The 14,553-nt window shown below is 67.9% G+C and carries 14 protein-coding genes and 1 riboswitch; of the genes, 4 read left to right on the top strand and 10 right to left on the bottom strand.

Going from position 1 to position 14,553, the window contains the following annotated elements; genetic code table 11:
* Window positions 1-30 precede the first annotated feature (30 nt).
* A complete protein-coding gene (locus IM543_05265) occupies window positions 31-1,290 on the top strand; it encodes a DUF2254 domain-containing protein (GenBank protein QOY96532.1) in 1,260 nt (419 codons plus the stop codon).
* On the opposite strand, the gene IM543_05260 is transcribed toward IM543_05265, so the two are convergent.
* The 5 genes from IM543_05260 to thiC are packed head-to-tail and all read right to left on the bottom strand — an operon-like array spanning window position 1,278 to window position 5,572.
* Window positions 1,278-1,916 carry a thiamine phosphate synthase gene (locus tag IM543_05260; protein QOY96531.1) on the bottom strand — a complete coding sequence of 213 codons (639 nt, stop codon included), beginning with the start codon at window positions 1,914-1,916 and terminating at the stop codon, window positions 1,278-1,280. The genes IM543_05265 and IM543_05260 overlap by 13 nt on opposite strands.
* Before the next feature lie 33 nt (window positions 1,917-1,949).
* Complete coding sequence (locus tag IM543_05255) at window positions 1,950-2,693, bottom strand: hydroxymethylpyrimidine/phosphomethylpyrimidine kinase (protein QOY95276.1); 744 nt, start codon at window positions 2,691-2,693, stop codon at window positions 1,950-1,952.
* Window positions 2,693-3,499 carry a thiazole synthase gene (locus IM543_05250; protein QOY95275.1) on the bottom strand — a complete coding sequence of 269 codons (807 nt, stop codon included), beginning with the start codon at window positions 3,497-3,499 and terminating at the stop codon, window positions 2,693-2,695. The genes IM543_05255 and IM543_05250 overlap by 1 nt, the downstream gene beginning before the upstream one ends.
* Window positions 3,500-3,509: 10 nt before the next feature.
* On the bottom strand, window positions 3,510-3,713 hold the full coding sequence (gene thiS / locus IM543_05245; GenBank protein ID QOY95274.1) for a sulfur carrier protein ThiS: 204 nt from the start codon (window positions 3,711-3,713) through the stop codon (window positions 3,510-3,512).
* Window positions 3,713-5,572: a phosphomethylpyrimidine synthase ThiC gene (gene thiC, locus IM543_05240; GenBank protein QOY96530.1), complete on the bottom strand. Its 1,860-nt coding sequence runs from the start codon at window positions 5,570-5,572 to the stop codon at window positions 3,713-3,715. Before thiC ends, thiS begins: the two co-directional genes overlap by 1 nt.
* 134 nt (window positions 5,573-5,706) lie before the next feature.
* Window positions 5,707-5,826, bottom strand: a riboswitch (TPP riboswitch).
* Between the two features lie 90 nt (window positions 5,827-5,916).
* Between thiC and IM543_05235 the strand changes: the two genes are divergently transcribed.
* Window positions 5,917-8,727: a valine--tRNA ligase gene (locus tag IM543_05235; protein ID QOY95273.1), complete on the top strand. Its 2,811-nt coding sequence runs from the start codon at window positions 5,917-5,919 to the stop codon at window positions 8,725-8,727.
* A gap of 43 nt (window positions 8,728-8,770) precedes the next feature.
* On the opposite strand, the gene IM543_05230 is transcribed toward IM543_05235, so the two are convergent.
* Window positions 8,771-9,433 (bottom strand): hypothetical protein, encoded by a 663-nt coding sequence (locus tag IM543_05230; GenBank protein ID QOY95272.1) that lies wholly within the window; start codon window positions 9,431-9,433, stop codon window positions 8,771-8,773.
* A gap of 32 nt (window positions 9,434-9,465) precedes the next feature.
* The gene (locus tag IM543_05225) at window positions 9,466-9,735 is read right to left on the bottom strand and encodes a hypothetical protein (protein QOY95271.1); all 270 of its coding nucleotides are present in this window, start codon (window positions 9,733-9,735) and stop codon (window positions 9,466-9,468) included.
* A gap of 203 nt (window positions 9,736-9,938) precedes the next feature.
* Between IM543_05225 and IM543_05220 the strand changes: the two genes are divergently transcribed.
* Window positions 9,939-10,388: a DUF2147 domain-containing protein gene (locus IM543_05220; protein ID QOY95270.1), complete on the top strand. Its 450-nt coding sequence runs from the start codon at window positions 9,939-9,941 to the stop codon at window positions 10,386-10,388.
* Window positions 10,389-10,514: 126 nt separating this feature from the next.
* Window positions 10,515-10,952 (top strand): hypothetical protein, encoded by a 438-nt coding sequence (locus IM543_05215; protein QOY95269.1) that lies wholly within the window; start codon window positions 10,515-10,517, stop codon window positions 10,950-10,952.
* Between the two features lie 23 nt (window positions 10,953-10,975).
* Here the strand turns inward: IM543_05215 and IM543_05210 are convergent, their stop codons facing one another.
* From IM543_05210 to IM543_05200, 3 genes are read right to left on the bottom strand one after another with little or no spacing between them, the layout of a single operon-like run.
* On the bottom strand, window positions 10,976-11,581 hold the full coding sequence (locus IM543_05210) for a response regulator transcription factor (GenBank protein QOY95268.1): 606 nt from the start codon (window positions 11,579-11,581) through the stop codon (window positions 10,976-10,978).
* Window positions 11,578-12,711, bottom strand: coding sequence for a sensor histidine kinase (locus IM543_05205; protein ID QOY95267.1), 1,134 nt, complete (start codon window positions 12,709-12,711; stop codon window positions 11,578-11,580). The genes IM543_05210 and IM543_05205 overlap by 4 nt, the downstream gene beginning before the upstream one ends.
* 19 nt (window positions 12,712-12,730) lie before the next feature.
* Entirely contained in the window at window positions 12,731-14,524 is a 1,794-nt protein-coding gene (locus IM543_05200; GenBank protein ID QOY95266.1) for a CIA30 family protein, read from the bottom strand.
* Window positions 14,525-14,553: the final 29 nt, after the last annotated feature.

The following is a 14,553-nucleotide window of genomic DNA, read 5'->3' as shown; positions in this document are numbered from 1 at the left end:
AAGCGCGTATGCATGTATCCTCCATCCAGCCTGATTGCCGCCATGCTAGAAAAGCTTCAGTTCCTGTTGAACCGCCTGCGCGAGCGCCTGTGGGTCAAGCCCCTGCTCGCCTGCCTCCTGTCGATCGCCGGCGTGATGCTGGCCCACGTGGCCGACGCCGTCACCATCGAATGGAAGGTGCCCGAAATTGCGCAGGGCTCGATCATCGACCTGCTCAAGATCATTGCCGCCAGCATGCTGGGGGTGGCCACCTTCGCGGTCGCCTCGATGGTGTCGGCCTATGCCTCGACCGGGCAATCGGCGACCGCGCGCGCCTTCCCGCTGGTGGTGGCGGACGACGTGTCCCAGAACGCGCTCTCGATCTTCGTCGGCGCCTTCATTTTCGCCATCGTGGCGCTGAGCGCAACGACCAACGATTATTTCGACAAGGCCGGGCGCTTCACCTTGTTCATCCTGACCTTGTCGACCCTGGTCGTGGTGATCGCGTTCTTCGTGCGCTGGGTCGACAGCATCGCCCGGCTCGGCCGGCTGGGCGCCGTCATCGAAAAGGTCGAGCACGCCAGCGCCGCGGCGCTGGCCAGGCGCAAGCAGCACCCTTACCTGGGCGGCCTGGCCACCAGTGGACCACCCCGCGGCCTGGCCTTCCACAGCGAGCGCAGCGGCTATCTGCAGCGCGTCCACATGAAGACCCTGCAGCACATGGCCGCGAAATGCGGGGTGCGGATTACCCTGGCCGTGCTGCCCGGGTCCATGATCGTTCCGTCGCGCCCGCTCGGCTATGTGCTGCCCGACGACATCGACAGTGGACCGGTCGAGGCGGCGCGCCTGCGCGAGGCGTTCGTTATCGGCCGCACGCGCCAGTTCGACGAGGATCCGCGTTTCGGCCTGGTGGTCCTGTCCGAGATTGCTTGCCGCGCCTTGTCGCCGGGCGTCAACGACCCCGGTACGGCGATCGGGATCCTGAGCACCCTGCACCGCCTGTTCGTCGACTGGGCGCGCCCCGTTGAGCCGGCCGAGCCCGAATTCGACCGGATCCAAGTGCCCGTGCTCGCCATCGACGAGATGTTCGAGGATGCCTTCCCGGCGATTGCACGCGACGGCGCCGGCCTGGTCGAGGTGGCGATGCGCCTGCAGCGCGTGCTGGGCGAGCTCGGTCGTTGCGACGATGGCCACATGGGCGGCGCCGCGCGGCACCACGCCGCCCTCGCCATGGCACGCTCCGAACGGGTCCTCGATTTTCCGCTGGACATCGAGCAACTACGGCGCCGGCACGCCGACTACTGGACCTGATCCTTTCCCGTTGGGGCAGCCCGGAACAGCGCGGAGAATGCGCGCACGGCCGCGGCGGGGTCCTCGGCGGCATACACGCTCGTGATCGCCGCCACCATCGCTGCGCCACGCGCCACCAGCGGCGCCGCATTGGCCGGCGTCATGCCGCCGATGACCACCATCGGCAGGGGCACGCGGTCGCGCCAGACCTCGACCAGCTCCGGCGGCGTCACGAACGTGTATTTCTTGACCTGCGAAGGGTAGAAGCCGCCGAAGGCGACATAGCTGGCGCCGGCCTGCCGGGCGGTTTCGGCCAGCTTCAGTTCGCCGTAGCAGGAGGCGCCGACGATCTTGTCCGGACCGAGCAGCATCCTGGCCTGCGCCACTGGAAGGTCGGTGCCGCCGACGTGGACGCCGTCGGCATCGAGGTCGCGGCACAGGTCGATGTGGTCGTTGATCACGAGCGGGCGGCCGTGGCTGCGGCACAGCGCCAGCAAGGCCGCGGCCTGCTCTGCCCGCAAGGCCGGGCTGGCGCTCTTGTGGCGATACTGGACCATCGACGCGCCGGCGCTCAGGGCGATGTCGGTGACGCCGAGCAGGCGCTCGGTGTCGTCCCAGTCCGGCGTGACCAGGTACAGGCCGCGCATGAAGTGCTTTTTCGGAGTCAAAGGGAAATCCTTTCAGTGGGTATGCAGGATGCGGCGCGGGATGCGCTGCCCCGGCGCGATCCAGAAGGCGTGCGCCAGGGTCTGGTGGCAGTAATCCTGCGCCAGGTCGAGCGCCTGCGCGATGGCCTCGCCCAGCGCCAGGCGCGCCGCGATCGCGGCGGCCAGGGTGCAGCCGCTGCCGTGGTAGCCGTGCGGCAGCCGCGGCAGGCGCCAGGCGCGCTGCTCGATGCCGTCGCGCAGCCAGCGGTTGACGATCACGCTGCCCTCGCCGTGGCCGCCGGTCACCAGGACGTGCTCGCAAGGCACGGCGCCCAGCGCCTGCGCCTCCGGCAGGTTCGGCACCAGCACGGTGGCCAGCGGCAGCAGTTCGGCCAGCGCGCCGATGGCGTCGTCCTTGCACAGCGTGTCGCCGTGCCCGCTCGCCAGTACCGGATCGAGCACGACCGGCAGGCCGGGATCGGCGGCGCGTAGCCGACGCAGCAGCCCGGCGATCGCGGCCGCGTTTTCCCGGCTGCCGGGAATGCCGATCTTGACCGCGTCGATGCTGCAGGTGTCGACCAGGGCGCCGGCCTGGCGCAGGACCAGGCCGGCGTCGACCGGTTGCACTTCATGCACGCGGTTGTTGTCCTGCACGGTCAGCGCCGTCGCCACCGGCAGCGCATGGCCGCCGAGCGCGCCGATGGCGGCGATGTCCGCCGCCAGTCCCGCCCCGCCGCCGGGATCGAGTCCGGCGAACACCAGAACGGTCGGCACCATCAGGCGCCGGCCGCCGTCGCCCGGCCCTCGACCGGTGACGAGGGCGAGGCGGCAAAGCGCTTCGGCATGCGTCCGGCCAGGTGCGCCTCGCGCCCGGCGATGACGGCATGGCGCATGGCGCGCGCCATCCGCACCGGGTCGCGCGCCGCGGCAATCGCCGTGTTCATCAGCACGCCGTCGCAGCCGAGCTCCATCGCGATCGCCGCGTCCGAGGCCGTGCCGACGCCGGCGTCGACCAGCACCGGCACGCGCGCCTGCTCGACGATGAGGCCCAGGTTCCACGGATTGAGGATGCCCATGCCCGAACCGATCAGCGAGGCCAGCGGCATCACGGCGACGCAGCCGATTTCCTGCAGTATGCGCGCCTGCACCGGATCGTCGCTGCAGTAGACCATCACGTCGAAGCCGTCGCGCACCAGGACCTCGGCGGCCTTGAGCGTCTCCGGCATCTGCGGGAACAGGGTGTTCTCGTCGCCCAGCACTTCCAGCTTGACGAGCTTGCGCCCGCCCAGCAGTTCGCGCGCCATCTGCAGCGTATAGATCGCATCCCTGGCCGTGTAGCAGCCGGCCGTGTTCGGCAGGATGGTGAATTCATCCGGCGCGAGCACGTCGAGCAGGCTCGGTGCGTTCGGGTCCTGGCCGATGTTCACCCGGCGGATCGCCACCGTGACGATCTCGGCGCCCGCGGCCAGCGTCGCCGCGCGCGTCTGCGCCAGGTCGCGGTACTTGCCGCTGCCGACCAGCAGGCGCGAGGCATACTGGCGGCCGGCGATGGTGAGGCAGTCTTGTTCGATCATTGCGTTCATTGTTATCTCCTTAGCCGCCGCCGATGGCGCGCACGATGTCCACCTTGTCCCGGGCCTGCAACCGCCGCTGCGGCCACTGGCTGCGCGGCACCACTTCGCGGTTGACCGCGACCGCCACCGCCTGCCCTGCCACGCCGAGCTGGCCGGCCAGGTCTTGCAGCGAGTGCCCGATGGGCACGCGGTACGGGGCGCCGTTCAGTTCGAGTTCAAGCATCACACCTCCCGGTACAGTTTCGCGCCGCCACGCACGAACTCGATCGCCTTCTCTTCCATGCCCCGCGCCAGCGCCGCCTCTTCAGCCACGCCCCGGTCCGCGGCATAGGCGCGCACCTCCTGCGTGATCTTCATCGAGCAGAAGTGCGGACCGCACATCGAGCAGAAATGCGCCACCTTGCTCGATTCCTTGGGCAGGGTCTCGTCGTGGAAGGCGCGGGCCTTGTCCGGATCCAGGCCAAGGTTGAACTGGTCTTGCCAGCGGAACTCGAAACGCGCCTTGGACAGCGCGTTGTCGCGCATCTGCGCGCCCGGGTGGCCCTTGGCCAGGTCGGCCGCATGGGCGGCGATCTTGTAGGTGATGATGCCGTCCTTGACGTCCTGCTTGTCGGGCAGGCCCAGGTGCTCCTTGGGCGTGACGTAGCACAGCATGGCGGTGCCGTACCAGCCGATGGTGGCCGCGCCGATGCCCGAGGTGATGTGGTCGTAGCCGGGCGCGATGTCGGTGGTGAGCGGGCCCAGGGTGTAGAACGGCGCCTCGCCGCACTGCGCCAGTTGCAGGTCCATGTTCTCCTTGATCAGGTGCAGGGGCACATGGCCCGGGCCCTCGATCATGGTCTGCACGTCATGCTTCCAGGCGACCTGCGTCAGTTCGCCCAGGGTCTTCAGCTCGGCCAGCTGGGCCTCGTCGTTGGCGTCGTAGATCGAGCCGGGACGCAGGCCGTCGCCCAGGCTGAACGATACGTCATAGGCCTTCATGATGTCGCAGATCTCCTCGAAATGCGTGTACAGGAAGGATTCCCGATGGTGCGCCAGGCACCACTTGGCCATGATCGAGCCGCCGCGCGAGACGATACCCGTCAAGCGTCGGGCCGTCATCGGCACATACGCGAGGCGCACGCCGGCGTGGATGGTGAAGTAGTCGACGCCCTGCTCCGCCTGCTCGATGAGCGTATCGCGGTAGATCTCCCAGCTGAGCTCCTCGGCCTTGCCGCCCACCTTTTCCAGTGCCTGGTAGATCGGCACCGTGCCGATCGGCACCGGCGAATTGCGGATGATCCACTCGCGCGTCTCGTGGATGTGCTTGCCGGTCGAGAGGTCCATCACGTTGTCGGCGCCCCAGCGGATCGCCCAGGTCATCTTTTCCACCTCCTCGCCGATGGAGGAAGTGACGGCCGAGTTGCCGATGTTGGCGTTGATCTTCACCAGGAAGTTGCGGCCGATGATCATCGGCTCGATTTCCGGGTGGTTGATGTTGGCCGGGATGATGGCGCGGCCACGCGCCACTTCGTCGCGCACGAACTCCGGCGTGATCTCGTCGGGAATGCTGGCCCCGAAAGATTGGCCCGGATGCTGGCGCGCCAGCAGGCTGGCCACGCGCGCGCCCATCGGACCGGAATCGACCAGCGAAGCGAGGTATTCCTTGCGGCGCAGGTTTTCGCGCAGTGCGATGAATTCCATCTCGGGCGTCACGATGCCCTGGCGCGCGTAGTGCATTTGCGTGACGTTGCGCCCGGCTTTGGCGCGGCGCGGCGTGCGCTGCAGCTCGAAGCGCAGGGCCGCGAGTGCCGGATCGCGCAGGCGCGCCTTGCCGTAGTCGGAGCTGGGGCCTGGCAGTTGCTCGGTATCGGCGCGCTCGAGGATCCACGGCAGGCGCGGCGTGGCCAGGCCGCGGCGCACGTCGATGGCAAGCAGCGGGTCGGTGTACGGCCCCGAGGTGTCGTAGACGAACAGCGGCGGATTCGGCTCGCCGCCGAAGCTGTCGGGCGTCGGCGATTGCGCGATTTCGCGCATCGGCACGCGCAGGTCGGGCCGGCTGCCTTCGATGTAGACCTTGCGCGAGTTGGGGAAAGCTGCGATCGCCGCCTGGTCGACCGTGGCGGTCGCGGCGTCGAACAAGGGTTTTGCACTGAGAGGTGCGTTCATGTGGCTCCTTTGCGGAGCCAGCAAAGGAGTGTGCCAGGACCGGCCAGGCAGGCGCGTGCGCGCCCTGGGCCGTGTGCTGACTGCTTCCCTTCGCTGGCATTATCCAGATCAGGTTCGGAGGGTATTTCTCACCCGCCCATCGCAAGCACATGTGTGCGTTTGCGACAGCAGGACCCCTAGCGTGCGCCGCGTCCGGATTTCCGGGACGCAGCGGGCCGAATTATAGCGGCATCTACACTATAATGGTTCTTTTCGCACAATTTTTAGTTGACCACACCATGGAACTTGCCAAGTCTTTCGAGCCCGCAGACATTGAACAATACTGGCGCACCGAGTGGGAACAGCGCGGTTACTTCACCGCCACCATGGAAGACGGCAAGCCGTCGTTCAGCATCCAGCTGCCACCGCCGAACGTCACCGGCACCCTGCACATGGGCCATGCCTTCAACCAGACCATCATGGATGGCCTGACCCGCTATTACCGCATGCGCGGCTATAACACCGCCTGGATCCCGGGCACCGACCACGCCGGCATCGCCACCCAGATCGTGGTGGAGCGCCAGCTCGACGCCCAGAAGATCTCGCGCCACGACCTGGGGCGCGAAGCCTTCGTCGAGAAGGTCTGGGAGTGGAAGGAAAAGTCGGGCAACACCATCACCGGCCAGATGCGCCGCATGGGCACCTCGCCCGACTGGAAGCGCGAGTACTTCACGATGGACGAGCCGCGCTCGAAGACCGTGACCGAAGTGTTCGTGCGCCTGTTCGAACAGGGCCTGATCTACCGCGGCAAGCGCCTGGTCAACTGGGACCCGGTGCTGGGCACCGCGGTCTCGGACCTGGAAGTCGACTCGCAGGAAGAAGACGGCTCGATGTGGTACATCCAGTATCCCCTGGCCGACGGCTCGGGCCACCTGACCGTGGCCACCACCCGCCCGGAAACCATGCTGGGCGACGTCGCCGTGGCGGTGGACCCGCTTGATGAGCGCTATGCCCACCTGCACGGCAAGTTCCTGAGCCTGCCCCTGACCGGCCGCCAGATCCCGGTGATCGCCGACAGCTACGTCGACAAGGAGTTCGGCACCGGCTGCGTGAAGATCACCCCGGCCCACGACTTCAACGACTACGCGGTCGGCCAGCGCGCCGGCCTGGCGCCGATCAACATCTTCACCCTGGACGCGAAGATCAACGAGAACGGCCCGGCCCAGTACCAGGGCCTGGACCGCTTCGCCGCGCGCAAGCAGATCGTCGCCGACCTGGAAGCGCAAGGCCTCCTAGCCCAGGTCAAGCCGCACAAGCTGATGGTGCCGCGCGGCGACCGTACCGGCGTGGTCATCGAGCCGATGCTGACCGACCAGTGGTTCGTCGCCATGAGTAAACCTGCGCCGGAAGGGACCTTCAACCCGGGCAAGTCGATCACGGAAGTGGCGCTGGAAAAGGTCGCCAGCGGCGAAATCAAGTTCGTTCCGGAGAACTGGAGCACCACCTACAACCAGTGGCTGGGCAACATCCAGGACTGGTGCATCTCGCGCCAGCTGTGGTGGGGCCACCGCATTCCGGCCTGGTATGGCGAGAACGGCGAGATCGTGGTCGCCCGCGACGAAGAAGAAGCGCAGGCCAAGGCGGCGGCTAGCGGCATCACCGGCACATTGCGCCGCGACGACGACGTGCTCGACACCTGGTTCTCGTCGGCCCTGGTGCCCTTCTCGACCATGGGCTGGCCGGAACAGACCCCGGACATGAAGCACTTCCTGCCGTCCTCGGTGCTGGTCACCGGCTTCGACATCATCTTCTTCTGGGTTGCCCGGATGGTGATGATGACGACCCACTTCACCGGCAAGGTGCCGTTCGAGACCGTGTACGTGCACGGCCTGGTGCGCGACAGCCAAGGCCAGAAGATGTCCAAGTCGAAGGGCAACACGCTCGACCCGATCGACCTGATCGACGGCATCGACGTCGAGTCGCTGGTGGCCAAGCGCACCACCGGCCTGATGGATCCGCGCGCCGCGGAGAAGATCGGCAAGGCCACCCGCAAGGAGTTCCCGGAAGGGATCCCGGCCTTCGGCACCGACGCCGTGCGCTTCACCATGGCCAGCTACGCCTCGCTGGGCCGCAACATCAACTTCGACCTCGGCCGCTGCGAGGGCTACCGCAACTTCTGCAACAAGCTGTGGAACGCCACCCGCTTCGTGATGATGAACACCGAAGGCAAGGACTGCGGACAGCCGGAGCCGGGCGACCTGTCGCAGGCGGATCGCTGGATCGTCTCGCTGCTCAACCGCGTCGAGCTCGACATCGCCAAGGGCTTCGCCGACTACCGCTTCGACAACATCGCCAGCAGCATCTACAACTTCGTCTGGTACGAATACTGCGACTGGTACCTGGAACTGGCCAAGGTCTCGGTGCAGCAGGGTAGCGAAGCGCAGCAGCGCGCCACCCGCCACACCCTGCTGCGCGTGCTCGAGGTGGTGCTGCGCCTGGCGCACCCGATCATTCCGTTCGTGACCGAAGCCCTGTGGCAGGCGATCGCGCCGCTGGCCGGCAAGGGCGCCGGAGAGAACCGCGATTCGATCATGGTCCAGCCGTATCCGCTGGCCGACACCTCCTGCGTGAGCGAAGAAGCGGAAGCCTGGATGGAGCAGTTGAAGAGCCTGATCGACGCCACCCGCAACCTGCGCGGCGAGATGTCGCTGTCGCCGTCGGTGCGCGTGCCGCTGATCGTCGAGCCGGGCAACGAGCAGGACCGCGCCCGCATGGCGCTGTTCGCTCCCTACATCCAGTCGCTGGGCAAGCTGCAGGAAGTGCAGATCGTCGAGGCGCTGCCGGAGTCGCCGGCCGCCGTGTCGATCGTCGGCACCACCAAGCTGATGCTGAAGGTCGAGATCGACGTCGCCGCCGAGCGCGAGCGCCTGTCGAAAGAGATCGCGCGCCTGCAGGGCGAGATCGCCAAGGCCGGCGCCAAGCTGTCCAACGAGAGTTTCGTTGCGCGCGCCCCGGCCGCCGTGGTGGAGCAGGAGAAGGAACGCGTGGCGAACTTCTCTGCGACCCTGGCCAAGATGCAGGAACAGCTGGCCAAGCTGCCGGCGGCGTAATCAGTCCCGCTGCACAGGAAAACGCGGCTTCGGCCGCGTTTTTTTATCGCTGCGCGCTGCGCAGGCGCTCCAGCGCCGCCGTCACCGCGGTGCGCGCCGCACCGCAATCGAGTTTTGCCATCTGCTGGATGCTCAGGTCCTTCCCGATCTCTTCGGCCACCAGGTAGCCCAGGTAGTAGCCGCGCCGTGCCGGCAGGCCGCCCGCGCCGCCATCGCGGCCGAAGAACAGGCCGGCGTAATCGCTGCGGTCTTCGCTGTCCAGCTTCGCATGGACGTCGTCCAGGGCGCGCTTGAGCTCCTTGCGGGTATCCGCGACCAGGTTGGGTGGGAAGTCGAGCAGCAGTTCGGCATTGTTCGCGGTCGGGTTCAGCTGCTTCGACACATAGGTGGCCAGCCCTTCGCCCCACAGCGACACCCACACCGGCTCGCTCTTGCAGCCGGTGTCGTGATAGTCGTGGAACAGTTCATGGTGGAAGAAGGCCGCTTCATCGCCCTGGCCGTGGACCTTGACCATCACGTCGGCGCCGAAGATGAAGTGGGTGCGGTCGTCGAAGGTCCGGGTGCCGCCGTCCATCTCGCCGAGCGAGTGCAGGAACCAGACGTCGGTCTTGGCCGGATAGTCGGGGAAGGCGGCGCGGAAGCTGGCGATGTGTCCCGGCAGTTCCCGGGTGAAGCGGGCGACCTTCTGCACATAGGCGTCGCGCATCGCCGGGAACTCGGCCCGGGCCCTGGCCAGGTCTACGTCGCGCTGGGCCGCGCTGCGCTGGCCGTTAAACGCCCGGCGCCATAGAAGCCCGGCAGGCGCGACGCGACGCTGGCCTTGAAGTCCTGGATGAATTCCTGGTCCGGCTTGCCGGCGTTGCGGTCGAACACGGCCGTGAAGCCGCTGGCCAGGTCATGCACCTTCATGGCGGCGGCCGGCGCGGGCAGGTCGGCGGCCGCGGCGCCGGCGCCGGCCGATAGCAACGTGCCGAGAAGGACGAGGGGGAGACAGGTAAAGCGCTTCACGTATGCGGGTCCTCTATCAAGAATGCGGGATCGTATCGACGTCGACCCGACCGGCATATCACCAAAATGCCGCAATGTTGTCAATATATGCATGCATTGCGCCGACTGTGGCGATTGGAATGAATCCTCTGATTCCGCCATCCACTTGGCCTTGAGGGTTTGCTACACTCTGCGCTACCAATAACGATTCTGGAGACCCCAAGATGCGACAACTGATGAAGGCTGGCCTGATTGCCATGATGTTCGCGATGCCGGCGGCGGCGTGGGCGCAAAGCGCTTCCCCGGCAGGCATGTGGAAAACGATCGACGACGAAACCGGGAAACCGAAGTCGCTGGTGCGCATCACCGAGGAAAACGGCACCCTCAGCGGCAAGGTCGAGAAGCTGTTCCGTCCGGCCGACCAGGACCAGAACCCGAAGTGCACCGCCTGCGACGGCGCGCGCAAGGACCAGCCGATCATCGGCATGACCATCCTGTGGGGTCTCAAGAAAGACGGCAACGAATACACCGGCGGCGAGATCCTCGATCCGGCCAAGGGCAAGACCTACCGGAGCAAGGCCACCCTGAAGGACAACGGCAGCAAGCTGGAAGTGCGCGGCTACATCGGCGCACCGATGTTCGGCCGTTCGCAGACCTGGGTCCGCGAACAGTAAGCGTCACAAGCGGCCTACGGGCCGCTTTTTTTATCGCCGGCGCCAGCCGTGCGTCATTGAAATTGTATTTTTGGTAACTTCTCGTATTGCTGGGTCATACCCGACTTCAATACGAGGAAATACCAGATGATCTTCTTGCGTCTTGCCTGCCTGCTCGCCGGGGTACTGGTGCTGGTGGCGCCGCCGGCCGTGCTGTTCCCGAACGGAAGCGCCTTCCCCGACCTTCCGCACGCCGCCTTCCTGCTGGTGGCGCTGCTGGCGGCGGCATCGAGCTTCTTCTTCATCGCCATGGCCGGCCACCGCATCAAGCGCTCGCCCGCGCTGGGCCGACTGTGCACCATGCTGCTGGTAGCGCCGCTGCTGGCCGGCGTGGCGCTGCTGTGGGGCAGTGCCGAGCCGCTCGCCATGTGGATGAGCGGCGCACTGCTCTGCTTCACCCTGCTGCTCGCGCTGCTGCTGGCCTTCATGCAGCTGAAGCAACCCAGCCCCGGCCGCCTGCGCGCCCGCGAAGGACGGCAGCGCCGCGGCCAGTTGCCGGGGCTGCGCCGCATCGAGCCGACCTAGTACAGGCGCCGGGGCGCGGACGGCTACAGCCAGCCGGCGTCGCGTGCCATCCGGTAGGCGTCGACCCGGTTGGCCGCATCGAGCTTGCTGATCGCCTCGGACAGGTAATTGCGCACCGTTCCTTCGGACAGGTGCACCTGGCGCGCGATCTCGGCGCTGCTGCGCCCTTCCCCGGCCAGGCGCAGCACCTGGCGTTCGCGCTCGGTCAGCGGATCCTCGCCGCCGCTCCAGCTTTCCAGCGCCAGTTCGGGCGCGATCGCGCGGCCGCCGCCATGCACCGCGCGGATCGCCGCCGCCAGCGCATCGACCGGCGCGTCCTTCAGCAGGTAGCCGCGCACGCCGGACGCCAGCGCGCGGCGCAGGTAGCCGCTGCGCCCGAAGGTGGTCACCACGATCACCCTGGCCGGCAGGCGCCGTTCTTTCAGTTGCTCAGCCAGTTCCAGCCCGGTCATCAGGGGCATCTCGATGTCGGTGAGGACGATGTCGGGCGCCAGCCGCTCGCACAGGGCCAGCGCTTCCTTGCCGTTGGTGGCGGTGCCGACCACCTCGAAGTCGGGCTCGAGCCGCAGCAAGGCGGCCATGGCGCCGAGCACCAGGTTCTGGTCTTCGGCCAGCAGGATGCGGATCATGCGGCGGCTCCCGACGTCGTTGCCGCGCCCACCGCGGCAGGCACGCGCAGTTCGAGTTCGAGACCGGCGCCGGCGCGCAGCGCCAGCCTTCCGCCGACCGAGGCCACCCGTTCGCGCATGCCGCGCAGGCCGTTGCCATGCCGGATGTCGCCCTCGCTGCGCGCCTGGCCGTCGTCGGCGATGCGCAGCACGGCCACGCCATGCTCCAGCGACAGCGACACGCTGCAGCGGCGCGCGCCGGCGTGGCGCACCACGTTGGTGACGGCTTCGCGCAGCGCCAGCGCCAGCACGTTCTCGGCGGCCGGCGCCAGCGCGAAGCGCTCGACCTGCTCTTCCAGCCCGACCTCGGCCGCCGCCAGGCTGGCCCGCGCACTCGCCAGTGCGCTTGCCAGTCCCTTCTCGCGATAGCCGGTGACGGCCGCGCGCACTTCGGCCAGGGCCTGGCGCGCGCTGCTTTCGATGTCGCCCACCTCGCGCGCGCAGGCGTCGGCGTCGCGGTGCGCGAGCTTGCGCGCCAGTTCGGCCTTCAGCGCGATGAGGGACAGCGAGTGCCCCAGCAGGTCGTGCAGATCGCGCGAGATGCGTTCGCGCTCGGCGATGGTGGCCATGTGCTCGACCTCTTCCTGCTTGCGCATCAGCGCCTGGCGCGAGCGGCGCAGGCGTGCATCCATGACGGACCCGAGGCCCACCGGCAGGCCGGCGGTCAGGATCGGCATCAGGAACAGCATCTGCATGTTCCCGCTCGCCTGCAGGGAGGCCAGCAGCGCCAGCACGATGACGCCGCCGATCGCCAGCATGGCGCGTTTCATGTCGACGATGCGGGCCGCCATGGCGCAGGCAAAGATGAAGAAGGTCGCTGCGCCCGGGTTCCAGCGCACCCAGGCGGCGCCGAGCAGGCAGCCCCCCAGCATGCAGGCGGCGACCTGCCAGCCGCGCGCCCGGTAGCTGGCAAGGTAGAGCGGCACGAACAGCGCCAGGCTCAGGACCAGCATGCCGAGCTCCAGCGCGCCGGGCCGCACATAGGCGTACTTCCAGCCCATGTAGGCAAGGCTCAACAGCCAGAGGTAGGGCATCTTGCCCTCTTCCGGCGGGAGCCACGGTCCTGCCAGCATCTGCTTGATCTTGTTCATTGGTTGAAGTCGGCTAGGCTTAGCGCGCCAGCAGGCGCACGTCGGCGATCTCGAAGCGGTAGTCGCCCGGCTGTGGACCGGCGTTGAATCCTAACATGGTGACGGCCGCCGGATCGATGCCTTTGAGCTCGCCGAAAGGAACCGTTACCTCGATCCATTCCGGCCCGGCCGTGAAGCTCTTCGCACCCGGGATCTGCACGCCCTGCGACATCGCGATCATCTGGTACACCTTGCCGTCGCCGCGCACCTTGAAGCGCACCGCCCCGGCGGCGCTCAGGTCCACCGATTGCATCGGCTGCGCTCCCGGCATGAAGGCCACGCCGGCCCAGGCGAAAGGCAGGCCCGGCGCCACGCTCGCCTCGATCGCCAGCGGCACCTGGCCATCGGCCAGGGGCGGCTGCACGGCCAGCTTCACGCGCGACTTGCCGCCGGCAAAGCTGTCGGTGGACGCGGCCCATCCCATGCCGAAGGGGCTGGCCAGGCGCTCCTTGCTGAACTGGCTGATGCGGCCGTCCGCGGGCAAGGCCAGGGGCTTGCCTGCCGCTTGCGCGGCCTTGGCCACCTGGCGGCGCTGGTCGTCGGCCAGGGTCGCGGCGCTCTCGCCATCCTTCCACACCTCGACGATGCGGCGCGTGGCCAGGATGTCGCTGGTGGGGTCGCCCTCGACCAGCAGCAGATCGGCCTTGTAGCCGCTGCCGATGCGGCCGCGCCGGCCCAGCTTGAAGACCTTGGCCGGCGCGCTGGTGGCGGCGGCGAGCGCCTGCACCGGCGTCAGGCCGGCTTCGACCAGGGCCGCCAGCTCGCGGTGCATGCTGATGCCGTACTGGGTGCCCGGATTGCCGGCATCGGTCCCGGCCAGCACCGGCACGCCGGCCTTGTGCATGGCCAGGGTGACCGCCTTCGGCGCCGCCAGCAGCGCCGGCTTCGCTTCCTTCCCATAGCGCGCCTTGAGCGGCGCCTGCGCATCCTTGTCGAGCAGGCTGGCAAATTGCGGATTGGCCAGCAGGTCGTCGCCGCGATAGGCCGCCATGCTTTCCAATACGGCGAAGGTCGGGATCACGAAGGCGCCCTTGCTGCGCGCCAGCCGCGCCAGGCCTTGCGCATCGGCCGAGCCGCCCGGGAACAGGTGCACCAGGCCATCGGCGCCGGCCTCCAGCACGGCGCGCGCATCCTGTTCGTTGCTGATGTGGACCACGGCCAGCTTGCCGCGCATGTGCGCCGCCGCGATCACGGCTTTCACGGTGGCCAGGTCGAGCGACTTGAAGCCATAGCCGCCTTCCATCACGATCTTGATGAAGTCCGAGCCTTCCGCGATGCGCGCATCGACGAAGGCCTGGGCCTGCTCCGGTCCGGTGATGGTCGGGATCGGCACGCCGAACTGGGTACCGTGGCCGTTCGGCGCGGTGACCAGGGTGCCGGCCGAGAACAGGTCGGCATGCGCGTGGTTGCCGCCCTGCGCCATCTCGTCCTTGGTCCGCTGCATCAGGCCTGGCTCGGTGAACATGTCGATCTGGGTGGTTACCCCGAACAGCACCGGCAACTCGAAAAAGCGGAAGGCGTGGGTGTGGGCGTCGATCAGTCCCGGCAGCAGGGTGCGCCCGGCGCCGTGCACGATGCGCGCGTCACGGGGCGCGGCGCCGCGAAAATCCGCGTCGACGATCACGCCCTGGTCGAACAGGACCGAGCGGCGCGCGTGCACGCGCTCGCCGTCGAAGACGCGGACATCCTGCACCAGGGTGGGCGCGGCGTTGGCGGCGGTGGCCAGCACCAGGATGACGGCGGCGGAGAGCGCTTTCAGGGCGATGGGTTTCATGTGTTCCTCGCATGGGTTGGTGTGCAAGC

It is taken from the genome of Massilia sp. UMI-21 (assembly GCA_015277795.1).
Taxonomy (GTDB): domain Bacteria; phylum Pseudomonadota; class Gammaproteobacteria; order Burkholderiales; family Burkholderiaceae_D; genus Telluria.
This window is presented reverse-complemented; position numbering and strand designations above follow the sequence as displayed.